Origin of the sequence: Micromonospora sonchi, from assembly GCF_014646235.1 — a bacterium.
Lineage (GTDB): Bacteria > Actinomycetota > Actinomycetes > Mycobacteriales > Micromonosporaceae > Micromonospora > Micromonospora sonchi.
The window spans coordinates 1-22054 of the sequence record NZ_BMNB01000025.1 but is presented as its reverse complement, the minus strand read 5'-3'; the positions used below and the strand labels follow the sequence as shown (position 1 = coordinate 22054).

The 22054-nt window shown below is 70.7% G+C and carries 26 protein-coding genes; 14 read left to right on the top strand and 12 right to left on the bottom strand.

Annotated elements, in window-relative coordinates:
- Window positions 1-52: 52 nt before the first annotated feature.
- From IEY61_RS22785 to IEY61_RS22775, 3 genes are all read left to right on the top strand, one after another.
- Window positions 53-697: a sporulation delaying protein family toxin gene (locus IEY61_RS22785; RefSeq protein ID WP_189047653.1), complete on the top strand. Its 645-nt coding sequence runs from the start codon at window positions 53-55 to the stop codon at window positions 695-697.
- 76 nt (window positions 698-773) lie between these two features.
- On the top strand, window positions 774-1340 hold the full coding sequence (locus IEY61_RS22780; protein WP_189047651.1) for an SdpA family antimicrobial peptide system protein: 567 nt from the start codon (window positions 774-776) through the stop codon (window positions 1338-1340).
- Window positions 1334-2326, top strand: a complete 993-nt coding sequence (locus IEY61_RS22775) for a sporulation-delaying protein SdpB family protein (protein ID WP_189047649.1) — start codon at window positions 1334-1336, stop codon at window positions 2324-2326. The genes IEY61_RS22780 and IEY61_RS22775 overlap by 7 nt, the downstream gene beginning before the upstream one ends.
- Window positions 2327-2467: 141 nt before the next feature.
- Here the strand turns inward: IEY61_RS22775 and IEY61_RS22770 are convergent, their stop codons facing one another.
- Window positions 2468-3415, bottom strand: coding sequence for a CU044_5270 family protein (locus tag IEY61_RS22770; RefSeq protein ID WP_189047647.1), 948 nt, complete (start codon window positions 3413-3415; stop codon window positions 2468-2470).
- Between the two features lie 5 nt (window positions 3416-3420).
- Window positions 3421-3978 carry an RNA polymerase sigma factor gene (locus IEY61_RS22765; RefSeq protein ID WP_189047645.1) on the bottom strand — a complete coding sequence of 186 codons (558 nt, stop codon included), beginning with the start codon at window positions 3976-3978 and terminating at the stop codon, window positions 3421-3423.
- Window positions 3979-4299: 321 nt separating this feature from the next.
- Between IEY61_RS22765 and IEY61_RS22760 the strand changes: the two genes are divergently transcribed.
- Together IEY61_RS22760 and IEY61_RS22755 are read left to right on the top strand one after the other, a co-directional pair.
- Window positions 4300-4515 carry a hypothetical protein gene (locus IEY61_RS22760; RefSeq protein WP_189047643.1) on the top strand — a complete coding sequence of 72 codons (216 nt, stop codon included), beginning with the start codon at window positions 4300-4302 and terminating at the stop codon, window positions 4513-4515.
- Between the two features lie 87 nt (window positions 4516-4602).
- Window positions 4603-4905: a DUF4193 domain-containing protein gene (locus tag IEY61_RS22755; RefSeq protein ID WP_189047641.1), complete on the top strand. Its 303-nt coding sequence runs from the start codon at window positions 4603-4605 to the stop codon at window positions 4903-4905.
- Window positions 4906-4978: 73 nt separating this feature from the next.
- Here IEY61_RS22755 and IEY61_RS22750 read toward each other — a convergent pair whose 3' ends face one another.
- On the bottom strand, window positions 4979-5593 hold the full coding sequence (locus IEY61_RS22750; RefSeq protein ID WP_189047639.1) for a dihydrofolate reductase family protein: 615 nt from the start codon (window positions 5591-5593) through the stop codon (window positions 4979-4981).
- 150 nt (window positions 5594-5743) lie between these two features.
- Window positions 5744-6109 carry a cupin domain-containing protein gene (locus tag IEY61_RS22745; protein ID WP_189047637.1) on the bottom strand — a complete coding sequence of 122 codons (366 nt, stop codon included), beginning with the start codon at window positions 6107-6109 and terminating at the stop codon, window positions 5744-5746.
- 192 nt (window positions 6110-6301) lie between these two features.
- Between IEY61_RS22745 and IEY61_RS22740 the strand changes: the two genes are divergently transcribed.
- The gene (locus IEY61_RS22740; RefSeq protein ID WP_189047635.1) at window positions 6302-7591 is read left to right on the top strand and encodes a low temperature requirement protein A; all 1290 of its coding nucleotides are present in this window, start codon (window positions 6302-6304) and stop codon (window positions 7589-7591) included.
- A gap of 189 nt (window positions 7592-7780) precedes the next feature.
- Here the strand turns inward: IEY61_RS22740 and IEY61_RS22735 are convergent, their stop codons facing one another.
- Together IEY61_RS22735 and IEY61_RS22730 are read right to left on the bottom strand one after the other, a co-directional pair.
- Window positions 7781-8152, bottom strand: coding sequence for an ArsR/SmtB family transcription factor (locus tag IEY61_RS22735; protein WP_189047633.1), 372 nt, complete (start codon window positions 8150-8152; stop codon window positions 7781-7783).
- 100 nt (window positions 8153-8252) lie between these two features.
- Window positions 8253-8669, bottom strand: a complete 417-nt coding sequence (locus IEY61_RS22730; protein WP_229706349.1) for a DUF6223 family protein — start codon at window positions 8667-8669, stop codon at window positions 8253-8255.
- Window positions 8670-8909: 240 nt separating this feature from the next.
- Between IEY61_RS22730 and IEY61_RS22725 the strand changes: the two genes are divergently transcribed.
- From IEY61_RS22725 to IEY61_RS22710, 4 genes are all read left to right on the top strand, one after another.
- Complete coding sequence (locus tag IEY61_RS22725) at window positions 8910-10037, top strand: sensor histidine kinase (RefSeq protein WP_189047631.1); 1128 nt, start codon at window positions 8910-8912, stop codon at window positions 10035-10037.
- On the top strand, window positions 10034-10714 hold the full coding sequence (locus tag IEY61_RS22720) for a response regulator (RefSeq protein ID WP_189047628.1): 681 nt from the start codon (window positions 10034-10036) through the stop codon (window positions 10712-10714). The genes IEY61_RS22725 and IEY61_RS22720 overlap by 4 nt, the downstream gene beginning before the upstream one ends.
- A 147-nt stretch (window positions 10715-10861) precedes the next feature.
- Entirely contained in the window at window positions 10862-11206 is a 345-nt protein-coding gene (locus tag IEY61_RS22715) for a PadR family transcriptional regulator (protein WP_308424587.1), read from the top strand.
- Window positions 11199-12284: a hypothetical protein gene (locus IEY61_RS22710; RefSeq protein ID WP_189047626.1), complete on the top strand. Its 1086-nt coding sequence runs from the start codon at window positions 11199-11201 to the stop codon at window positions 12282-12284. Before IEY61_RS22715 ends, IEY61_RS22710 begins: the two co-directional genes overlap by 8 nt.
- A 92-nt stretch (window positions 12285-12376) precedes the next feature.
- Here the strand turns inward: IEY61_RS22710 and IEY61_RS22705 are convergent, their stop codons facing one another.
- A complete protein-coding gene (locus IEY61_RS22705) occupies window positions 12377-13039 on the bottom strand; it encodes a helix-turn-helix transcriptional regulator (RefSeq protein ID WP_189047624.1) in 663 nt (220 codons plus the stop codon).
- 151 nt (window positions 13040-13190) lie between these two features.
- Between IEY61_RS22705 and IEY61_RS22700 the strand changes: the two genes are divergently transcribed.
- Window positions 13191-14447 (top strand): NAD(P)/FAD-dependent oxidoreductase, encoded by a 1257-nt coding sequence (locus IEY61_RS22700; protein WP_189047622.1) that lies wholly within the window; start codon window positions 13191-13193, stop codon window positions 14445-14447.
- 87 nt (window positions 14448-14534) lie between these two features.
- Here the strand turns inward: IEY61_RS22700 and IEY61_RS22695 are convergent, their stop codons facing one another.
- Complete coding sequence (locus IEY61_RS22695; RefSeq protein ID WP_189047619.1) at window positions 14535-15536, bottom strand: helix-turn-helix domain-containing protein; 1002 nt, start codon at window positions 15534-15536, stop codon at window positions 14535-14537.
- A 101-nt stretch (window positions 15537-15637) separates the two neighbouring features.
- On the opposite strand from IEY61_RS22695, the gene IEY61_RS22690 reads away from it, so the two are divergent.
- Complete coding sequence (locus tag IEY61_RS22690; RefSeq protein WP_189047617.1) at window positions 15638-16681, top strand: saccharopine dehydrogenase family protein; 1044 nt, start codon at window positions 15638-15640, stop codon at window positions 16679-16681.
- A 31-nt stretch (window positions 16682-16712) separates the two neighbouring features.
- Here the strand turns inward: IEY61_RS22690 and IEY61_RS22685 are convergent, their stop codons facing one another.
- Window positions 16713-17975: an NAD(P)/FAD-dependent oxidoreductase gene (locus IEY61_RS22685; RefSeq protein ID WP_229706347.1), complete on the bottom strand. Its 1263-nt coding sequence runs from the start codon at window positions 17973-17975 to the stop codon at window positions 16713-16715.
- Between the two features lie 131 nt (window positions 17976-18106).
- Between IEY61_RS22685 and IEY61_RS22680 the strand changes: the two genes are divergently transcribed.
- Both IEY61_RS22680 and IEY61_RS22675 read left to right on the top strand, forming a co-directional pair.
- Window positions 18107-19660 carry a helix-turn-helix domain-containing protein gene (locus tag IEY61_RS22680; protein ID WP_189047612.1) on the top strand — a complete coding sequence of 518 codons (1554 nt, stop codon included), beginning with the start codon at window positions 18107-18109 and terminating at the stop codon, window positions 19658-19660.
- A gap of 44 nt (window positions 19661-19704) precedes the next feature.
- Complete coding sequence (locus IEY61_RS22675; RefSeq protein WP_189047610.1) at window positions 19705-20301, top strand: NUDIX domain-containing protein; 597 nt, start codon at window positions 19705-19707, stop codon at window positions 20299-20301.
- On the opposite strand, the gene IEY61_RS22670 is transcribed toward IEY61_RS22675, so the two are convergent.
- The 3 genes from IEY61_RS22670 to IEY61_RS22660 form a co-directional block, all read right to left on the bottom strand.
- Window positions 20230-20865, bottom strand: a complete 636-nt coding sequence (locus tag IEY61_RS22670) for a DNA alkylation repair protein (protein WP_373293200.1) — start codon at window positions 20863-20865, stop codon at window positions 20230-20232. The genes IEY61_RS22675 and IEY61_RS22670 overlap by 72 nt on opposite strands.
- A gap of 190 nt (window positions 20866-21055) precedes the next feature.
- Window positions 21056-21256: a hypothetical protein gene (locus IEY61_RS22665; protein WP_189047606.1), complete on the bottom strand. Its 201-nt coding sequence runs from the start codon at window positions 21254-21256 to the stop codon at window positions 21056-21058.
- Between the two features lie 2 nt (window positions 21257-21258).
- On the bottom strand, window positions 21259-22054 hold a 796-nt coding region (locus tag IEY61_RS22660), incomplete at its 5' end, for an XRE family transcriptional regulator (protein ID WP_189047604.1).

Below are 22054 nucleotides of genomic sequence, written 5' to 3'. Positions count from 1 at the left end.
TCAGCGCGCCGATCTACCGTCCGGTGCACCTGCAAGAGATCGGGAGGTAACGATGGAGAAGAGACGGGGAAGGTCCCGCCGGCGGCGGGTGGCCGCCGGGGTGGTGCTGTCCGTCACCGCAGCCGGCTCCATGGTGGCCGTCGGGCCGTCGACGGCTGCGGCGCAGCGGCCTGCGGCCGCGATCGTCACGGTCGCGGCAAAGCCCGCCGACTCCGCAACGCTGCTCAAGGGATTGGTGTTCGGGGTCGGGCCGGTCGCTCAGAAGCATCCGGACCTGGCCCTGACGTCGGTACCGGCGACGCCGGAGAACGTCGCGGCCATCGACCGGCTGCTGGCCGACGGGGAGAAGGTGGATCCCGGGTTCGTCGACCGGTTCGCCACCGCGATGCGCAGCGGTGACCACGTCGAGATCCAGTTGGGCCTCGAGGACGTGGGCGACGTGATCGCCCGGGTCGTCGAGACCGAGGCCCGCGCGCAGATGGCGGACGGCACCGGCAGCGGCCAGTGCGCCGCGGTCATGCTCGCCGTCACCATACAGACCGCGGTGAACATCACGACGGCGATCGCGGTCCTGGTGATCAACTGGATCTCGGTGATCAACATCCAGTACATGATGCTGGCCCCGCCCGTCGGCAGTTCCGCCGTCCGCACGCTGTCCGCCGAGAAGTGGGTCGACGCGGTCGCCCGCACCCTGTGACCCAGCGGTACGGGTCGGGACGCGCGGGAGCCGTGCCGACCCGTTCCGTCTCCGGCATTCCGGAAGGGACGACAACATGACACAACCGGACGCGACCCGGGCCACGAGACGGCTCGGTGCCGTGGCACTCGCGCTGCTGGTGGCGGGCGCGGCGCTGGCCGGCTTCGTGGTGCACGCGCAGATGCCGGCCAACGCGGTCTCGCTGCCGTTCGAGGAGTCCGCCCGTACGCCGGTGCGGCAGGTCCTGCCGCAGGGCTGGGCAATGTTCACCCGCAACCCGCGCGAGCGGGACGTGCTGGCATTCGTACGCGGCACGGACCGGCGGTGGCGCAACGGCCTGCGCGCGCCGCACTCCCAGCCGCACAACGCCTTCGGGTTCAACCGCGCTTCCCGCACCCAGGGAGTCGAGATCGCCACCATGACCACGCGACTCAAGGCGGAGCAGTGGCAGGAGTGCCGCCGCGACATACCGGCCTGTTTGGAACGGGCTGCGCCCGTCCCGATGGACAACCCCAGCCCGGACCCGACACTCTGCGGAGACGTGGGCCTCGCCGGCCAGGTGCCGGTGCCATGGGCATGGAGCGGGTCGGACCGCGCGATCGACATGCCGGCGTTGGTGGTACGGCTGGTGGTCACGTGCTGACCCGGCTCGGCGCCGCGGCCCTGCGGTGGACGGAGCACGCACCCTGGACCAACGTGTACGGTCTCGCGCGCACCCTGCTCGCCCTCGGAACGTTGGGCACGCTGGTGTTCAGCCCGCCGAGCGCGTTGTTCGCCCCGGTGGCCGGCATGCCGGACGCCCCGTACTGCGAAGGGTTGGGGCGGATCAGCCTGTTCTGCGTGGCACCCGATCAGCCGGGTGTCGCCCGGTACGTGGCCGTCGCGGTGCTCGTCGTCGTCGCGTCCGGCTGGCGGCCGCGACTCACCGCACTGCCGCACTGGTGGGTGTCGATCAGCGTGCCCGTGTCGATCAGCATCCCGGACGGCGGCGACCACGTCACCCAGGTGCTCACGCTGCTCCTGCTCCCGATGGCACTCACCGACCGGCGCCGCTGGCACTGGGTTGCGCCAGCCGACGACACGGGGCGCAGGGAGACGCGGCTGCTGACCGTCACCGCGCTGGTGCTGATCCGCGTCCAGGTCGCCGGCATCTACCTGCACGCCTGCGTGGCCAAGCTCGGCGTCACCGAATGGCGTGATGGAACGGCCCTCTACTACTGGCTCGCCGACCCGATGTTCGGCGCACCGCTGTGGATGCGGGACGCGCTGATCGGCGTCCTGAGCCACGGAACGGCGGTCGCCGCACTGACGTGGGGATCGCTGGCGCTGGAGTTCGCGCTCGTGTTCGGCCTGTTCGCGCCCCGCCGCCGGTGGCCGCTGCTGCTGGCCGGTGGGCTGGCACTGCACCTGGGCATCGCCGTCCTCATGGGACTGTGGAGCTTCGGGCTGGCGATGTTCGCGGCCCTGGTGCTGTACCTGCGGCCGGTCGACCTGCCGATCCCGATGCCGCGACGGGTGCGCGCGGGAGCTCTCGCCGTTGCCGGTCGCATCAGGCGGGCGACCCCGTCGCGCATCACCGCGGTGCTGCCGGCCCGGGCGGTGAGCGTCGGCCCTGATCCGGCGCCGTGATCTGCGGCGATGCGAGCGCGTGACCTCCCAGCGCAGACCGGGGTGGTCGACCGCTGGCGCCATTGGGGCACGGCGGGCGGTCAACGGACGAGGCGGTGCGGCCCGGTCGGGGCCACACCGCCTCATGCCCGCTCGATGCCGTCACCGCAGTGCGGACGCCTCCGGCAGACCGTCGTCGGACCACCGTGCGGCGATCACCGCGGTCCAGCTCGCCGGACTGTCCGCGACCCAGGTCTCCTGAGCCAGTGCCTGTCCGGTCGCCGGGTCGACGATCAGGCGGGTCTGCGCCGCGCCGAAGTCGCCCTGGTGGGTCACCGCCACGGCCACGCCGGGCCGGCCCAACTGGTCGGTCACCCGACCCAGCGACGTCACCCCGGGCATCGCGGCGAGCATCCGGTACGCCGCCGCGCGCACCTGCGGGGAGACCGGCAGGTCGAGCACGAGGGCTGCGCCGGAGTGGAACAGGAAACGGTCGCGTCCCTCGGCGGCGCCGGTGTCGGCGTACCAGGTGAGCAGTTTGTCCTTGAGCTTCGCGGGGCTGGCCGGCAGCGCGGCCAGTTCCCGCGCGGACCTGGGCTGCCCGGCGAGCAGGACGTTGTTCTCCCCGGGGTGGCCCTGCATCGGCCGGGAGGTCCACGAACCACCGTCGGCGGCCCGGACGTACGCGGCTGAGGGCAGGCCCGGCGTGGTGGCCAACCACAGCTCGTCCTGCGCGCGTCGGGCGCCTTCGCCGTGCTCGGCCCGCACCACCCAGTAGCGGCCGGCGGTGGCCGGCGCGGATTCACTGCGTTCGGCGGCGACCAGCAGCAGGCCGCCGGCGTCGGCCGGGGCGGGCGACGAGACCGCCGGCTGCGCCGGGGAGGCCCCGGGCCCGGAGGCGTTGTTCAGCAGGATGGCGCCCGTCGCGGCGAGCGCCACGGCAGGCAGCGCGCCCGCGAGCACGAGCCGGCCCACCGGCCGCCGCGCGGTGCGGGTGGTGGATTCCGGCCGGGAATGCGCCATGATCAGGGTGGGATCCGGCTGGCCGGAGGGGTCGAGGCTGCGGGGGCGGGCGTCGGCCAGCGCCGACAGGGTGCCACGGTGACTCATCGGGTTTACTCCTGTTCCACGGTACGGACGGGGCGGTGACGATCCACCGCGGCGGCGTCGGACATGGCCTGTTCCAGGCGTCTTCGGGCCCGGTGCAGGCGCACGAAGAAGGTCGCGGTCGAGCAGCCGACGACGCGGGCGGCGGCCTTGGCGGACAGGCCCTGCCAGGCCGTCAGCGTCAACGCCTCCCGGTCGTCCTCGCCTAGGCCCGCGAGCGCGGCCAGCATCGTCGCGCGTTCCACGACGCCGTCGGCGACGTCGCCGTCCGCCTCCACGACCCACGCGCGCAGCTCCGCGGCGAGGCTCGCCTGCCGGACGTCGTCACGGAAGCGCTCGCGGATCACGTTGCGGGCCACGCCCAGCAACCACGGCAGCGGTACGGCAGGTACGTCGTCAAGCTTGCGCCAGGCCACCAGGAAGGTGTCCCCGACCACGTCGTCAGCGAGCTTGCGACCCGCCCGGCTCACCGCGTACGCGTACACCCGAGGGTGGTGTGTGTGATAGAGGACGGTGAACCGTTCGTCTGGTTCGGCATGCGTCACTGGCTCCTTCTCCTTCGCCATGAAGGCGTCTCGTCACCAGGTAGTGCGCCCAGGGCGGGGATTCTTACCGGCGCCTTTCTTCTTCGCTGACGAGCCGGGTGCGCATGCCGGTGGCCCGGCCAGCTGAGACCGCCCGGCAGAGCGGCGGCTGCCTGCGGGCCTTCCGCTCACGTATCGGCGGCCGCAGATCCGATGGCGGTGCTGCACGCGAGACCTGCGGACCGTCGGTCGGACGGGCTCGGTGTTGCGGTACCGTCAAGCGCCCACACCGGCGTCGAGCAGGCCGGCGTCCGCAGGCTGGCGATGGTCCGCAGGGCGGCCCACCAATCTAGGGAGATGTCGATGCCGGAGCTCGAGCCCGATCAAGATGCGCACGCCGAGGATGCCGACACGCCAACCACGGCCGAGACCGACGAGCCTGCCGGGTACGCGAATCGGGCTGCCCGGCGCGCAAAAGGCAAGGTCACCTCGCCGCAACCGTATGGAAAAGGTCAGATCCTCGGCGGCCGGCGTTCGGTCCAGAACCCGCGCCAATGGGGTAACCGCCGAAGCGGCTGAAGGTTCATCCACTGCTCTTTCGAGCAACACGACACGCCCCCCGCGGTCTACGGTCGTGCAAACACATAAGCGGGAGAGGCCGTCACGATGAGCAAGCCAACCGATTACGACGCACCGCGCCGACCCGCTGTCGAGGTCGAAGACGACAGCCTGGAGGAACTCAAGGCGCGCGGCGCGGCGTCGCAGGCAGCGAGCCTCGACCTCGACGAGGCCGAGGCTGCCGAGAGCTTCGAGTTGCCCGGCGCGGACCTCTCCGGCGAGGAGTTGACCGTGGCTGTCGTACCGATGCAGCCGGACGAGTTTCGATGCCCGCGCTGCTTCCTGGTGCACCACCGCAGTCAGCTCGTCGCACAGCCCGACCGCCGGGAGGTCTGCCGGGACTGCTCCTGACCTCCACCGCCAAGCGCTATCCCGTCATTCCGGACGCCGGTCCGCGGCTGCGGCGATCCGTGCGAGAAGGCCACTACTTCTCGCCGGGTACGTGGTCCTTGACCTCGTCGTAGCCGGCCTTGGTGGGTGCCTCCGTCGGCGAGTAGATCACGCGGATCACGCCCGTCGGAAACGCCTCCGTCGCGGTCACTTTCAGGTGGTACGGCGAGTCGCCGTCGTCGAACAGCTTGCGGCCCTTACGCGCCGCCACGGGATGCACCAGTAGGCGCAGCTCATCGATCAGCCCGGCGGCGAGCAGTTGCTGCACCACGGAGATCGATCCGGGGATGAGGATGCCCCGGATGCCGGCATCGGCCTTGAGCGAGGTGACAGCATCGAGGAGATCGCCCTTGATCAGCTCGGAGTTGCGCCAGGAGAACTCCAACGGCTGGCGCGAGACGACCACCTTGCGTACGTCTCCGAGTTGCTTGGCGAACGGCGCGTCGTCCCCACCCGCGGCCTCGCGCCCGGGCCAGGCCCCGGCGAAACTCTCGTAGGTCTCGCGGCCGATGAGCAGCACGTCAGCGGTGTCGTAGTCCTCGCCGACGGCGCGTCCCATGTTCTCGTCGAAGTACGGAAAGTGCCATTCGGGGTCGATCTCGGCCACACCGTCGGCCGAGATGAACAGCGTGGAGATGATTTTTGCCATCGTGGTTTTCCCTTCGAGCCTGGTGGTGACGGTAGGTAGCTCAGCGTCCCAGAATCATCGGCCGGGCACAGCCCCGACACAGCGGTGGCGAGGGACGCGCCGTCGCCCGTGGCACGAGTTCTCCAGCGAACGCTTACCCCCGGACGCGCGTCAATCGCCTTCTTGCAGCCAGTAGAGGGAGATGGCGAGGAGCGGATCCGGTCCGTCGTTGTGAATCTGGTGCGGCACCTTGCTCTCGAACGCCGCAATGTCCCCGGCGCGCAGAACTGCCGTCTGGTTCGCCCCCCACGTCAAGGTGCCGGATCCGGAAACGATGATCCACACCTCGCGCGACCGGTGCACATCAAGGTCGTTGGACGTCTTCGGGGCAACTGACCAGCGAGCGACTTCGAACGGGGCGGGCGCAGCCGAAGGAAACGGCAGCAGCGCTCGGTGCACTGGCCCGCCCTCGATGAAGTCGTACCAGTGCTCAAACCCTACTGGGCCGCTGGTCGTACCTGGATTCGTGTTCGACACGGGCTGAGTCTGGTTCGCCGAAGCGGTTGCGTCTGGCGGCAACCGGACGCGGCGTTGCCGAGTCGGGCAGTTGGTACTCGTCGACCAGCCGGCCCGGATCGGGTGCGCCGCCAGGTGCGCCCGTCGCGGAAAACGTCGTGTGGCGGGCGCGCTGCTTGCCAGACTGGCCATGTGCCGAGGCAGGTAGATCCAATGCAACCGGACCGGATGCCGCGAGGGGTGTGGCGAGTAGCGGAAGGCACCCGCGTCTCCACCACCGAACTCATCTTCGACCTGGTCTTCGTCTTCGCGTTCATCCAGGTCACGACCCTGATGGCCAACGACTTCACCGGCGAAGGTGTGGTACACGGGGTGCTCGTGCTGGCCGTGCTCTGGTCTGCCTGGTCGATCTCCGCCTGGCTCACCACCCGGGTGCGGGTCGATCTCGGCGTGGTGCAGGTCGGCTTCCTCACGTTGATGGCAGTGCTGTTCCTGCTCGCGGTGGCTGCCCCCGAGGCGTTCACCGACCGCTCCGGCGGCTTGAACGGGCCGTCGGTGTTCGCTGTGTGCTACCTCGTCGTGCGAGTGCTGCTGCTGGCGTTGCGCTGGTACAGCCTGCCGGCGGTGCGAGGCCTTCCGGTGGTGGGGCTCGGGGCGTCAGCGCTCGCCGGGCCCGGTCTCATCCTCGCCGCCGCGTTCGTACCGCAGCGGATCTTCGATCGTCCCGAGCAGATCAGCCTCGCCCAGATCGGGCTCTGGGTCCTCGCCGTCGTGATCGACTACCTGGTCGGAATCGGTCTGCCACTACCCCAACGACGAATCTTCTCCCCCGTGCACTGGGCGGAACGACACTCGCTGATCATCGTCATTGCCCTCGGCGAATCGATCATCTCGGTCGGTCTGGCCGGTTCCCGCCTTCCCGCGTCCTGGCCGCTGCTGTTCTCCGCCCTGCTCGGCGTCGCCCTCACCGCGGCCCTTGCCTGGATCTACTTCGACGTCGTGGCGATTGCCGGTGAGCAGTCTCTGCAGCGCTGCCCGCCCGAACATCGGCCCCAGCTCGCCCGAGACGCCTACACCTTTCTGCACCTGCCGATGATCGTCGGCATCATCATCCTCTCCCTCGGGCTGAAGAAGGAGCTGGGCTACGGGTCACCTGAGAGCTACCGTCCGGAAACGCCGTTGCCCGGCGTCACCCTCTACACCCTCTACGGCGGCGTTGTGCTCTTTCTGCTCGCCCAGGTCGGCTTCCAGTTGCGAGTGACGCGACTGGTGGCCACGATCGTCTCGCCCCGGCTGGCCGCCGTGGGGTTGCTCGTCGGGCTGGCCCCGATCATCAGATCGATGCCGGCGCTGGGGGTGCTGACCACCCTCACCGCGATCTGCCTCACGCTGATCATCGTCGAGGTCGCGGTAGCGGGCGGGCAGCGCCGCCGGCTACGCGAGGTCGCCCTCCTGGGGCCGCCAGCCACCCGCCCGGATCCTTCCGGTCCGAGCGCGTCCTGAGCAGCGCTGAGACGGTCACGCGCCGCTGCCTGGACCCGAGCAGGTTGGGCTGAGCCTGCGCCGCCACGGGGGACGGCGCCGGCTCAGCCAACCTGCTTCACGTCGCCGGCGCGCGGGATGACGCACGAGGCGAGGGGCGGGACCATCCTGCCAGCCCTGCTACGACGGCGCGGTCCTCGACAGCGCCGCTCAGCGTGCCCGCTTCGTCGCCCGTTTGCGGGGCGGCGTCAACAGCTCGGCGATCGCTGCGATCGCGGACGGCACCAGGCGGTAGTACGCCCAGACGCCGCGCTTCTCGCGTTCGAGCAGGCCGGCCTCGGTGAGGATCCGAAGGTGATGACTCACGGTCGGCTGGGAGAGACCAAGCGGCGCGGTGAGGTCACTGACGGACGCCTCGCCGTTCGGAGCGGACTGGATCAGACTGAGCAGCCGGAGTCGGGCCGGGTCGGCGAATGCCTTCAGCACTCCCGCGAGCCGCTCCGCATCGGCACGTTTGATCGGCTCGCCGGAGAGCGGCGAGATAGCAGGCGTAGCAGATTTTGCGGTTCTCACGCCCACCATCGTTTCACCAACTCGGTCGATCTGTTGGTGGAAACGGGACCAATGCCCCGATCGCAACCTCGGGCCCCGTTTGCTACGAATCGGATTCGATGCGGTCAGCTCATGAGACGTTGCGGCGGGAGCGGGCCAGGGCCAGCCCGCCGAGGACCATGGCGATCGCTCCAATCACCAGGTCCAGGAAACCTCCTACTATTCCGTAGCCGGTGCCGGGGCCACCGTTGGCGGCAGCCACCACCAACCCGCCGATGATCGTGCAGGTCAGCCCGGCCAGCAGGGCCATGATGGCCCCCCTTCTCCCGCCGCCCGTACGAGGGGAGCGAGCCAGAGTCACCCCGCCGATGAGCACACCGGCCAGCCCGAGCAGCACGGCGACCAGGGACCAGAAACGCCCGGCCGTCATGGTGTAAGCACTGACGTCGGCCGGCTGGACCAGCATGTGCGCGGCTGCCGGGGCGGCGAGCCCGAGAACTCCGAGCAGTCCGGCTGCGGCGGCGGCGAGTAGGCGACGAACGGACATGAGGTGCTCCTTCTCCTTGCGATTGGACTTCGCTTGATCATGTCCGCTGGTTCGCCGCCAGTCGTCCAGCGGACGCAGGCACTTTGCGCTGCCGCCGGGGGCGTACCGAGCTACCGCCGGAGGCGTAACCCGCTGCTGTGACGGCCGTAGGAGCCGCCGCGAGGTACCGCGGGTGCGGTAGGAAGCCGATCATCCGCGAGCGGGACTCGCCCATGGCGACGGTTTGGTTAGGGTGCGCGCATGGACGAAGGACGGTTCGGTATCCCGGCCGGTGTCAGAGACTGGGGGATCGCCACCGGCGTGACGGCCGCTCTGCTGGCCACCGGATTGTCCAAGCAACACCCCGCAGGAGACCTCGACCTGCTCGGCTACGCGCTGCTGGCGGCCAGCGGCCTGGCGCTGGCCGCGCGCCGCCGCGCTCCGGTGGCCGTCCTGGCCGTCACCGGGCTGTGCACGGTGGGTTACCAGGTGGTCGGTCTTGATGTGCCTGCCGTCGCCTACCTGTTCGCGGTGTACGCCGCCATGCGGGCGGGACACCGTGCCATCACGGCAGCGGTGAGCGTGACCATGCTGGCCGCCCTCCTGTTCGCGGCTCTGGCCGCCCTGCGCGACACGGGTGAGGCGTTCGCTCACGCTCGCGGTGCCCTCGAGCTGGCCTGGCTGATCGCCGCCGGCGCCGCCGGCGAAGCGCTGCGGCAGGCCGAGCGGCGGGCGGACGAAGCCGAGCGCACCCGGGAGGAGACCGCGCGCCGCCGCGCCAACGAGGAGCGGCTGCACATCGCGCGGGAGTTGCACGATACGCTCACCCACCACATCTCGATCATCAAGGTGCAGGCCGAAGTCGCCGTCCACCTGGCCCGCAAGCGGGGCGAGCAGGTGCCCGAGGCCCTGCTGGTGATCCGGGAGGCCGGTCGTGACGCGACCCGTGAGCTGCGAGCGACGCTGGGAGCGCTGCGCGACGACGACGGCAAGCCCCCGCCGCAGGGGCTCGACCATCTTCCGGAACTGGTGGAACGGGCCTGTGCGACTGGCCTGACCGCGACGCTGATGATCGAAGGGCAGCGATACGACGTGTCGGCCCCGGTGGACCGGACCGCCTACCGGATCGTTCAGGAGTCGCTCACCAACATCGCCCGTCACGCCGCCGCCGCTACGGCTTCGGTCCGGATCGACTACCGTCCGGACGCCCTCGCGATCCGAGTCGACGATGACGGGAAGGCCACGCCGGACACCGTGGCGATGCCCGGCGTCGGTCTGCTCGGAATGCGTGAGCGGGTCAACGCCCTCGGCGGTCGCTTGCGCGCGGAGCCGCGCGGCGAGGGCGGCTTCACCGTCCAGGCCGAACTCCCCGTGGGCCGAATGCCATGATCCGTGTCCTGCTGGTCGACGACCAGCCGCTGCTTCGCAGCGGCTTCCGCGCGCTCCTCGACGTTGAAGATGACATCGAGGTGGTGGCCGAGGCCGCCGACGGGAAGGAGGGCCTGGCGCTGGCCAGGGAACACCTGCCGGACGTCGCGCTCATCGACATTCAGATGCCGATCATGGATGGCATCGAGGCGACCCGGCGCATCGCCGCCGACCCGGCCCTGGCCCGGGTGCACGTCGTCATCCTGACCAATTACGGCTTGGACGAGTACGTGTTCAACGCCCTGCGCGCCGGGGCCGCCGGGTTCCTGGTGAAAGACATCGTGCCCGAAGACTTCCTGCACGCCGTTCGCGTCGCCGCGCGGGGCGACGCCCTGCTCGCGCCGTCGATCACCCGCAACCTGATCAGTCGGTACGTCAGCGAGCCGTTCCACACCCGCGTCGGCGAGGGGTTGAAGGGGCTGACCAATCGTGAACGCGAGACCGTCGCCCTGGTCGCGCAGGGCCTGTCCAACGACCAGGTCGCTGAACGCATGGTGATCAGCCCACTGACCGCCAAGACCCACATCAACCGGGCCATGGCCAAGCTCAATGCCCGGGATCGTGCCCAACTCGTGGTCCTCGCCTACGAATCCGGCCTGGTAACCCCACGCCACCGCACCAGCCCCACTTCTGATTGATGCCGGGTGGCGCCGGGACGGGCTTGACCGAGCGGGACACGGAAACGACGGTGCGCCCTGTGCCGCGGCGGCGGGCGGGCCGGGCAGGCCCAGTCGCCAGTCCATATCCAGATCGACTGTATATAGCGATGGTCTATCGTGTAGGCCATGATGATGCAGGAACCGACGTTCTTCATCCTGACCGCGCTGGTGCGCGCCACCCCGCTGCACGGCTACGGGATCATCCAGGCCGTCGAGCAGTTGTCCGGCGGGCGGGTCAAGCTCAAGGCCGGGACGCTGTACGCGGCGCTGGACCGGCTCAGCACGGAGGGTCTGATCGTCGTCGACCGGGAAGAGGCCGTGGGTGGCCGGCTGCGCCGCTACTACGTGCTGTCCGACGACGGCCGGGCGGCGCTCGAAGCCGCGGTGGAGCGACTCCAGTCGAACTCCCAGGTGGCCGCCTCCCGGCTGCGCGAGGCGTTCGGCTTCATCGGGGGAGTTCAGCATGCCTGACCTGGAGCGCTCCTACCGCCGTCTGCTCTGTGCGTACCCCGGCTCCTACCGTCGCGAACGCGGGCTGGAAATCCTCACCACTCTGCTCGACGCGGCCGAGCCGGGGCAGGTCCGGCCGTCGCGCGGCGAGGCGGCCTATCTGTTGGTGAACGGTCTCCGCTACCGGTTCGTGCCGCCCACCTGGATCGGCCGGCTCGCGGCCGGCCTCGTGGCGATCTGGGCGGCCGTGGTGCTCAGCGGGGCCGGCGCCCTGGCTGTCTGGGCGTTCGCCAACCCCGAAGAGCCCGATCTTGCCGCCTTCAGTGACGATCTGGTCGGCCGGCCGGCCTCGTTCGCCCTTGAGCTCCCAGGCGACGACCTCCTCGACATGGCCTACGCCTACCGGACGTATGGCGAGTTCCAGGATTTCGCTGAGGAGGGCTGGGACGGCGGGCGGCCGGCGCCGATGGGCCAGAGCCGGGTCTACGCGCAGGTCACCGAGACACCGACCGTCCTGGCCGATGCCTACGAGCACCTGACGAGTGCGGGCTGGCGGACCGGTGCCCTGAGCCAGGGCGGCGTCGACAGTCAGGCCGGCGTGCACAGCCCGCACGGGGTGTTCTGGGCGTACCAGGACGGGGTGCTGTTGCGTGTGTCCGGATACGACAACCAGACCGGCGTGACGGTCAGCGCCTATCCGATCGAGCCGAGCGGGGTGCTCGCTGGCGCGGTCGCCGGGTTCGCCATCGGGCTGATCGTGGTGTGGCAGGGGATGACCTGGATGGCTCACCGGGTCGCCCGGACCCCAATGCCGATCCGGCGGCTGATCCTGCTGCTCGGCCTGCCGGCTCTCATCGCCTGCGGGGTGAACACCCTGGACAACGTGCTGAGCATGGTCCCGGACCCGGACACCGCCAGCGTGCTGTTCGCCGCCGACTACCTGTATCCGCTGGCCAACCAGATCGCCAACCCGCTGGCGGTCAGCGTCATCGCGCTCGCGCTGATCGGCAGCCTGAGCCTGATCGCCGGGGCGGCCCGGATGAGCCGGCTTCGACCCGTGAACGCGGCAGCGTCGACCGGTGAAGCCGCCGGAAACTGAGCCGGATTTCCCGTAGCCCTCTCCGCCGGGAAACCTCAGCCAACGGCCTCAACCTGGGTCGCCGGGTGCCCGACCCCGGCAGGCGCTCGCGTTCAACCATGGGACGGGCAGATCGATCGATCATCAAGTTCGACGCAGCAGGCGCCGGTGCGTGGGGCCAGCCGCGCGTGCACCTGCGTTACGTTCAGGCCGTCGATGAGGCCGGTGAGGAAGGCGTGGTTGAGCCCGCACACCAGCGCGGTCTGTCGGGTTGCCAGCGCGTGGAACGGACAGTTGCGCAGCACCGTCGCCGTCCCACTCTCGGGTTCGAAGCCGAGGCCGGTGAGCACGTCGAGCAGGGCGGTGCCCCGCAGTTGGGACCCGAGCAGGCGCCCCCGTTGCTCAGCGTGGCGGCGTGCGGCGTCGTCGGCGTTGGCGGGGTCGTCGACGACGGCATCCGCGAGGATCTCGGCGATGAGTTCGTAGCGGCGCTCGGGGATGGTGATGGCCAGGCCGTTGTCGGCGGCCTGGTAGACCTTGGGTGACCGGCCCCGGCCGCGGGGCTGGCCGGGTGGGGCCTGGTAGCGCGCGCGCAGCAGGCCGGCGGCGACCAGCTTGTCCAGGTGAAAGGCGGCCAGGCTGCGGGACATGTGGCAGGCGGCGGCGGCTTCCTCCCGGCTGACCGGGTCGCCCTGGCGGCGCACGTAGTCGTACAGGGTCCGGCGCGAGGTGTCGGCCAGCGCAGTCACCACCGTCCATTGATCACCTGCGCCCATACCCGGATTTTATCACCAGCCATGGCTATTGAAATTCTTGGCTGAGCGGAGCAACATGAGGAATAACGGAAGTCCCGATTGGTGAAATGGTCTCGGCCAACGGTGATCCGCCGCACCGACACATCCCTGACCGCGGAAGGAGAAGGTGACGATGGCCGACCCGCAGGTGTTTGCAATTGTCGGAGCTGGCTTGACCGGGGCCAAGGCCGCCGAAGGGTTGCGAGAGGCCGGCTTCGCCGGCCGGATCGTGCTCATCGGGGAGGAGACCGAGCCGCCCTACGAGCGACCGCCGCTGTCCAAGGGATACCTGCTCGGCACCCAGCCGCGCGAGAAGGCGTACGTGCACGAGCCGGGTTGGTACCGCCAGCACGATGTGGAACTGCTCCTCGGTGTGCGGGCGACCGGGCTCGTCCCCGCCGACCACACGCTGATCCTCGACGGGCACGAGTCGATGCGCTACGACAAGCTTCTTCTCGCGACCGGCTCGCGGGTCCGCCGGCTCGACGTTCCGGGCGCACATCTGTCCGGCGTGCGGTACCTGCGCACCCTGTCCGAAGCCGACACGCTCGTCGAGCACATGTCCACCGCACCCCGGGTGGTCGTCGTGGGCGCCGGCTGGATCGGTCTGGAGACGGCGGCAGCCGCTCGCGCTCGGGGCTGCGACGTCACCGTGGTGGAGCAGGACAGCGCGCCGCTGCGCCGGGTCCTCGGCGACGAGGTGGCCGAGGTCTTCACGCAGCTGCACCAGGCGCGCGGGGTCTCGTTCCGGTTCGGCAGCGGCGTACGGGAGTTCCTCGGTGCCGATGGTCGGTTGAGTTCGGTGGTGCTCACCGACGGCACCCGCCTGCCGGCCGATCTGGCGATCGTCGGTATCGGCATCACGCCCGCGACCGACCTGGCCGCAGCGGCCGGGCTGGCGCTGGAGAACGGGATCGCCACCGACGCCAGCCTGCGGACCAGCGACCCGGACATCTACGCGGCCGGGGACGTGGCCAGTGTCGCGCACCCGCTGTTGGGGCGGAGGATCCGGGTCGAGCACTGGGCCAACGCGCTCAACGGCGGCAACGCCGCGAGCCGGGCCATGCTCGGGGAGCCGCTGAGCTTCGCGCGGATACCGTACTTCTTCAGCGACCAGTACGACCTGGGCATGGAATACAGCGGCTGGGTCGAACCAGGCGGCTATGACGAGGTGGTGTTCCGTCCCGAGCCAGCCATCGTTGCCGGCAAGGCTCCAGAGTTCATCGCGTTCTGGCTGAGCGCCGGCCGGGTCCTGGCCGGGATGAACGTCAACGTCTGGGACGTGACCGAGCCGATCCAGGAGTTGGTCCGCCAAGGCCACGCCGGTAAGACGGTCGCCGCGGCCAGACTGGCTGATCCCCGGATCCCTCTCGGCGACCTGGTGAGCTGAGGCGGAGCCCACGTCTGGCGGCTTCGCGCCGGCTCGAATCGGCCCACGCCGGCAGCACGTCGCGTAGCCACGTCCGGTCGCGCTGCCTCACCAGTTCGACGGAACGGCGCTCCGAGATGTGAGGTCCGCAGGCGCCGGCTCCGGGGCGCGGAAGGTGCGGCGGTAGGTGTCCGGGGGAACGCCGATCGCGCGGTGGAAGTGGCGGCGCAACGTCGTGGCGGTGCCCATGCCGGCGGCCGAGGCGATGGTGTCGACGCTGTCGTCGGTGTTTTCCAACAGTTCTTGGGCGCGGCGGATCCGCTGCGTCGACAGCCACTGTAGGGGGGTGGTGCCGGTGATCGCGCGGAAGTGCCGGGCCAGGTGGCGCGAGCTCATGTTCGCCTGGCGGGCCAGGTCCTCCACGGTGAGCGGCTGGTCCAGTCGCCGCATCGCCCACGGGAGCAGATCGCCCAGGGGATGGTCGTCCTGGGCGGGCACCGGTGTGCTGACGAACTGCGCCTGACCGCCCGCCCGGTGCGGCGGCACGACCAGGCGTCGGGCGACCACGTTGGCGACCGCCGAGCCGTGGTCGCGGCGGACCAGATGCAGGCACAGGTCCATCGCCGCGGCCTTGCCCGCGGAGGTGAGCACGCTGCCGTTGTCGACGTAGAGCACGTCCGGGTCGACCTGCACCCGGGGATGACGCGCGGCCAACTGTTCGGTGTGGGCCCAGTGGGTGGTCGCGCGCAGCCCGTCCAGCAGGCCGGCGGCGGCGAGCACGAAGACGCCCGTGCACAGCGAGACCACCCGCGCGCCCGACTCGTGGGCCACGCGCACCGCCTCGACCAACTCGACCGGCGGGTCCTCGTCGACGTCTGCCAGGGCGGGAACGATCACGGTGTCGGCGTGCGCCAACTGGTCGAGCCCGCAGTCCGGCTCGACCATGAACCGGCCAACCCGGACGGCGTGCGTGCCACACACCCGGACGTCGTACCAGGGGCCGGGTAGAGCGGCCGGGGCGGAGCCGAAGACCTCGTAGGCGAGAGCCAGCTCGAAGTGCAGCATCCCGTCGGTGGCGGCGACCGCGACGGAACGCGGGAAAGAAGTCATGTCGGAAACTGTACGTGTCGTGTCGTTCCAGACACTGGCTCCGGTGCGCCGACGGGAAGAGGATCTACGTAATGGATCACTTCGAGCAGGTGGGAGCAGGAATGGGATCAGGTCGGAACGTGGCGGTGTTCGGCGCCTACGGGCACACCGGGCGGTTCGTCGTCGCGGAGTTGCGCGAGCGCGGGTACGTCCCGCTGCTCCTCGGTCGCGACCGGGACAAGCTGCTGGCGCTGGCGCAGGCCCAGCCGGGGCTCGAGGTTCGGCCGGCGTCGGTCGATGATCCGGCCTCCCTCGACCGCGCGCTGAACGGCGCGGCTGCCGTGATCAACTGCGCCGGGCCGTTCGCCTCGACCGCGGCCCCGCTGGTCAAGGCGGCGTTGCGCGCCGGTCTGCCGTACGTCGACGTGGCAGCCGAGATCGAGGCGAACGTCGACACGTTCGCGCACTTCGCGGAGCGTGCCCGTGCCGCAGGCGCGGTGGTGGTCCCGGCGATGGCCTTCTTCGGCGGTCTCGGTGACCTGTTGGTCACCACCGCGATGGGCGACTGGACAGCGGCCGACGAGGCGCACATCGCGTACGGCCTGAGCAGTTGGCACCCGACGGCCGGAACGCTCGCGTCCGGCGCGGTCTCGGCACAGCGACGGGACGGCCAGCGGGTCCGCTACGCCGATGGTCGGCTGGAGTACCACGACGACGAACTGCCGACCATGGAGTGGTCCTTCCCGGCTCCGCTCGGCCCCCAGCAGGTCATCGCGGAGTTCACCATGGCCGACGTGGTCACCGTCCCCAGCCACCTGGCCGTTCCGCACGTGCGCACCTACATGACCACCAAGGCCGCGGCGGACCTGTTCGCGCCCGACCCGTCGGCACCGACCGCCGCGGACGAGCGCGGCCGCTCCGCGCAGACCTTCGTCGTCGACGTCCTCGTCCGCTCCGGCGACGCCGAACGCCGAGCGGTCGTCGCCGGTCAGGACATCTACGCCGTCAGCGCGCCGCTCGCGGTGGAGGCCGTCGACCGGATCCTCACCGGCCGGACCAGGGCCACCGGCGTCGTCTCCGCCGGGGCCGCCTTCGACGCCCCGGACTTCCTCCGCGCCCTCTCCGCGCACCTCTCGCTGCACGTACCGCTCGACAGCCGGGGCTGACCGGCGCCGACGCCGGGGTGTGGGCCGAGGCTCAGCGCAGGGGATCGAACGGTTGGAGTTCCGCGGGCTGCCGGCCGGTGGTGATCTGCTCGGCGAGCAGCTTGCCGGTGAGCGGGCCGAGGGTGATGCCCCACATGCCGTGGCCACCGGCCGCGTAGACCCGCGGTGACCCGGTGCGGCCGATCAGCGGCAGCCCGTCCGGGGTGCAGGGGCGGGACCCGACCCACTCGTCGGCGCGGACGTCCAGGTCGGCACCGCGCAGCAGCGGCCGGGCGGCTTCGGCGATGGCCGAGATTCGGCGACGATCCAGCGGCGCCTCGGCGCTGCGGAACTCCATCATGCCGGCGACGCGCAGCCGGTCTCCCAGCGGCGTGCACGCGACGCGCTGCGCGGGGAAGTACACCGGACCGGTCGGAACGTGCTCGATCGGGATGCTGAAGCTGTAACCACGGCCGGCCTGCACGACGGTCCGGACCCCGAAGCGTCGGGCCAGCTCACCGAGCCACGTGCCGGTGGCCAGCACCACCGCGTCGTAACGCTCGTCGGTGCCGGCAGCGGTCACCACCCGGACCCCGGCCCCCTCGTCGTGAATGTTCACGACGTCCGCCCCGGTCACCAGCGCTGCGCCGCGGGCGCGAACGGACGCGGCGAGCGCGTGGACATAGTCCCCGGGGTCGATGTAACGCTGGCCGTGCAGGCGGATGGCGGCGCCGATGTCGTCCGACAGCGAGGGCTCCACCTCACGCGCCTCGGCCCCGGTCAGGACGTCGAACTCGATCTCCTGACCGGCGGCGTGAATGTGCGCCAGCTCATCCAGCAGGGTCGACCGTTCGGTCTCGGTCCGGTACGCCGCGATGAACGACTTCGCCTCTTTCGTCACCGACGCGACCCCGCCGGCCGACAGGTCGTCGAACGCCTCGAACGCCCGCCGGTTCACCGGAATGTACGCCCGCATCGCGGTCCGCCACTTCGCCGGGGTGCTGTGCCGCGCGAAGCCCGCCAGGAACCGCAGCAGTCGAGCGTCGGCGCGCGGCGGCACGTACACCGGCGACGACGGGCTCAGCACGGCGCGCAGCCCGTAGCGGAGCACCGCCGGCTCCGGCAGGGGAGTGGTGATGCCGGGGGTGAGCCAGCCGGCGTTGCCCCACGACGCGCCCGCCGCCACGCCCGTGCGGTCGAAGACGGTGACCTGTGCCCCTCGCTCCTGCAGGAACCAGGCGGTGGCCAGCCCGACCATCCCCGCGCCGATGACGGCGACGCGTCGGGGGACCGGCACGGACTCGATGGCAGGCATGGATCTCTCCTTCGAAACAACCGAGGTTGCGGCAATCCTGTCCCCGCCGCGCCGGAACGTCATTGTTCTGCGAGGCCAATACTCCTGCCTGCCATTGGTCGAAACGAACAACGGCGAGGGATAATCTGGTGATGATCACCGTTGCTGGCGTGGTGGACGCGGTCGGCGCCGCGTTGCTCAAGATCGTCGTACCCGGCACTGACGCGGAGGTCCGTGATGTGACCATCACCGACCTCGACGAAGCGTCGACCGGCCAGAGCGGCGACCTCGTGCTCGGCGCGGGCATCGCCACACCGGAGCAGGCGCTCGCCGTCATCGAGCGCTGCGCGCGGGCTGGAGCGGCCGGCCTCGTCCTCAAGCCTCCGCTCGCCGCGCACCCCGACCTGACGTCGTCCGCCGCCGACCGTAACCTGCCCCTGGTCGAGCTGCGGAGCCACGGATCATGGGCCCAGCTGGTCTGGCTGCTCCGGGGAGTGATCGACACCGCCGCCGCACCCGGCTCGCCCGAGACCGGCGATGCCGGGGTGTACGACCAACTGTTCGCCCTTGCCGACGCGGCTGCCGCCATCGTCGACGCGCCGGTGACGATCGAGGATGCCCAATCCCGGGTGCTGGCGTACTCGTCGCGTCAGGACCGCACCGACCCCGCGCGCGTCTCGACGATCGTCGGGCGACGCGTCCCGGGCGACGTGATCGCCTACTTCCGGTCGCGCGGGGTGTTCCGCAAGCTCGCGAAGGGCAGCTCGCCCATCTTCGTGTCGCAGGGGCCGGACGGGACGTTGCCCCGGCTCGTGATCCCGATCCGTGCCGGAGGTGAGCTGCTCGGCTCGATCTGGGCCGTCGTCGAATCTCCCGTGCCGCAGGAGCGCCTGCGCGATCTCCAGGGCGCGGCGAGCGTGCTCGCGCTCCACCTGCTGCGCCTGCGCGTGCAGGCCGATGTCGCCCGCCGGGCGGCGGCCGACCGCCTGCGGGCGGCGCTGCGGGCCCCCGCCCCGGTGGGGCAGGACCTGGGCCTCCCCGGGGGCCCGTGGCGGGTCGTCGCGCTCGGGGCGCACGGCGGGACGGGGGAACTGGTGCACAACCTGGCGTTGTGGGAGTCGATCACCCGCCGCCACGGTTGGCGTCAGCCGCTCATCGCGGACGTCGGCGACGTCCTGTTCGCCGTCGTGGTCGACACGGGCGAGTCGCCCGGTTCCTGGGCCTGGATGGAGCGGCTGATTCACGACATCGCCCTGCACGACCCGCAGGTGCGCGCCGCCTCCGGCAGTGTCGCCACCCAGCTGACGGGCCTGCCGCGATCACGCGCCGAGGCGGCCGAGTTGCTGACGCTGCACGGCTCGGCTCGACAGCGAGGCCCACTGCTGCGCTTCGAGGACGTCTGGGCCGAGGTGGTCGTACACCGTGTGGTCACTGCGGTGCCACAGGGTGACCTGCTGGTCGGCGGGCCGCTGCCCGACCTCGTCGCCCATGACCGCAAGCACGGCACCGACTACGTCGCCACGGTCGCGGCCTGGCTCGATCAGCAGGGCGACCCGACGAAGGCCGCCCGGCAGTTGCACGTGCACCCCAACACGCTCCGGCACCGCATGCGCCGCCTCGCCGAGGTCGTCCAGGTCGACCTCGACTCGCCGCGAGCGCGGCTGGCGTTGCAGATCCAACTCGCGGCGCTGCGTCCCGGGTCCTGACCTGAACCCTGGTCGCCATCCCGCGCGGCTGCTTACATATCCGCATGGATGGTCACTCGCCGCGCTCCGCCGACGAACTGCTGGACATCGTGGACGACCAGGACCGGGTGATCGGGCAGGCGCGGCGGGATGAGGCGTACGCCCGCAGGTTGCGGCACCGCTGCGTGTTCGTACTGGCGCGGGACGCCGCCGGGCGCATCTTCGTGCACCGCCGGACGGCGCAGAAGCTGGTCTTCCCGTCGTGCTACGACATGTTCGTCGGTGGGGTCGTGGGTGCGGGCGAATCGTACGACGAGGCAGCGCTACGCGAAGCGGAGGAAGAGTTGGGGGTCACCGGGCTGCCCGCACCCGTGCCGCTGTTCAAATTCCTCTATGAATCGCCGGAGCACACCTGGTGGTCCTTCATCTATGAGGTGCGTTGCCCGTCGACGGTCGTTCCGCAGGCCGAGGAGGTGGCCTGGCACGCGTTTCTCACCGAGGCGGAGCTGCACCGGCGGCTCACCGAATGGACATGGGTGCCGGACGGCCTGGAGGCGTACCGCCGGCTGCTCGCCCGACGGGGCAGCCCTCTATCCGACGTGCTGTCGGCGTACCATCTCGCCGATCCAGACGGGGGCGAACGGAGACGTGCAACCGGGTGAGGTGGGGTAGTCCTTGAGCACCTCCAGGCTCTCGCCGATGTCGATCGCGCGGGCGCGGTGCTCGGGGTGCTCGATTCCGATCTGGGCCAGGCAGTTGTTCATCGCCCACTGGAGGCGGTCCGGGGCGTCCCTCATCTGCGCCTCGATGACGTCGAGCAGCCCGTCGAGGTCGAGGCCCTCGGGCTTCTTCGCCACCCGCTCGGCGGTCAGCGCCCAGCCGGCGCTGGCGACCACCGGATCGGGATCGGCGGACCACGCCCGGCGCAGCTCCTCGGCGTGCGGGTTCTTCTTCACCACGTAGTTCACGAGCCAGTCGTGCACCTTGGGTACGCGCGCCTCGCGCACCATGGTGTCCAACTCCTCACGCTCGAACGCCTTCGGGCGGCAGATCAGGAGCGCCAGCAGCCGCGCCGCGGTGTCCTTCGTCTGCCAGAGCTGGCGCGCGAGATCCTGCTGCGTCTTGAGCCGCTTCGCGACCGCGCGCAGCTTGCCGAGGTTCACCCCGTGATCGTCGCCGTGCCGCTCGTTCACCGCGCGGATCTTCGGGTCCTCCAGCTCGGCCATCACCTCGGCCACCGTCGTCCCGGCCACCTCAGCCTCCCGTCCATGACGTGCGAGTTGCAGCCTACTGTGCGCTCCGAAGGCGGAACACATCGTGCAGTCGCCGGCCCACCAGGCCACACGCTCGGCCTGAGCGTTCCGACGCTTCGTCCCGAACCCTCGGCAAGCCGGTCGGATCGGGTGTCATGCGAGGTCATTGGGCCTGCTGGCGCTCGTCGCGGTCGGGTTCGGTGGGCTGGGTTGCTGTACTCCGCTGCTGTACTTCAGCGTCTGCCGCTGGAGCCCCGCACACCGGGCACCGGTCCTTCTGCCGAGCCGGGTTGCGGAGGGCGTGCCGGGCGGTGAGGGTCAGCCGGTTGCGGATCTGGGCCAGGGACAGGAACGGCGCGGTCACCCTCACACCAGCCCGAGGCTGAGGGCCAGCTCACCGATCATCGCCGGAGCCTTCGGATCACGGGCGACCTGGGCGAGCACGTCCCGGCCTATCGGCCGGCGGCGCACCTCGTACGGTGCCAGGATCTCCGCATCGAGCAGCACCCGAGCCGCGCTTCCCGGATCGTCGGCCTGAAGGTACGCGCGAGAGACGTCGATCAGGTGCGACGCCCGATGCTCGACCGGCAACAATCGCCACCCGTCCCGCCGAACCGCCTGCCTGTGCCGCGCGATCGCCGCCGACCCGTCATCCCGCTCCACGGCGGCAGCGCACCGGGCCAACTCCACCGCCGTGGGCCCGAACGCGGTCCGGTGATGGTCGTGCCCGTCGCCCACCCGAGCCGCCATCTCGGCGGCCTCGTCCAGCAGGTCGCCGGTCGTATGCTCGTCACCGCACCGGGCCGCGACCAACGCCGCCTGCACCAGCAACGCCCCACACAGCGACAACTCCTGCGGGCAGCCGGCGTCAACATCCGGTGGAGCGATCCGGTACGCGGCGGCCAGCAGCACCGACCGCGCCCGTGCCGAGGACCGCAACACCTGGCCGAGCTGCACCGCCGCGCACGCCACCAGCACCCGGTTCCCCGTCGCGGCCGACATGGCCCGATCGACGGCCAGCCAGGCCAGATCCGCCTCGTCCAGCTTCACCAGCAACGCCGCCGTCACCCGGTACGCCTCCACCACCAGCCGGCCAGCCGTCGGATCCCGGGCATAGGTGCGCTGCACATCGCGCAGCAGGCTCGGTAGCAGCTCGACCACC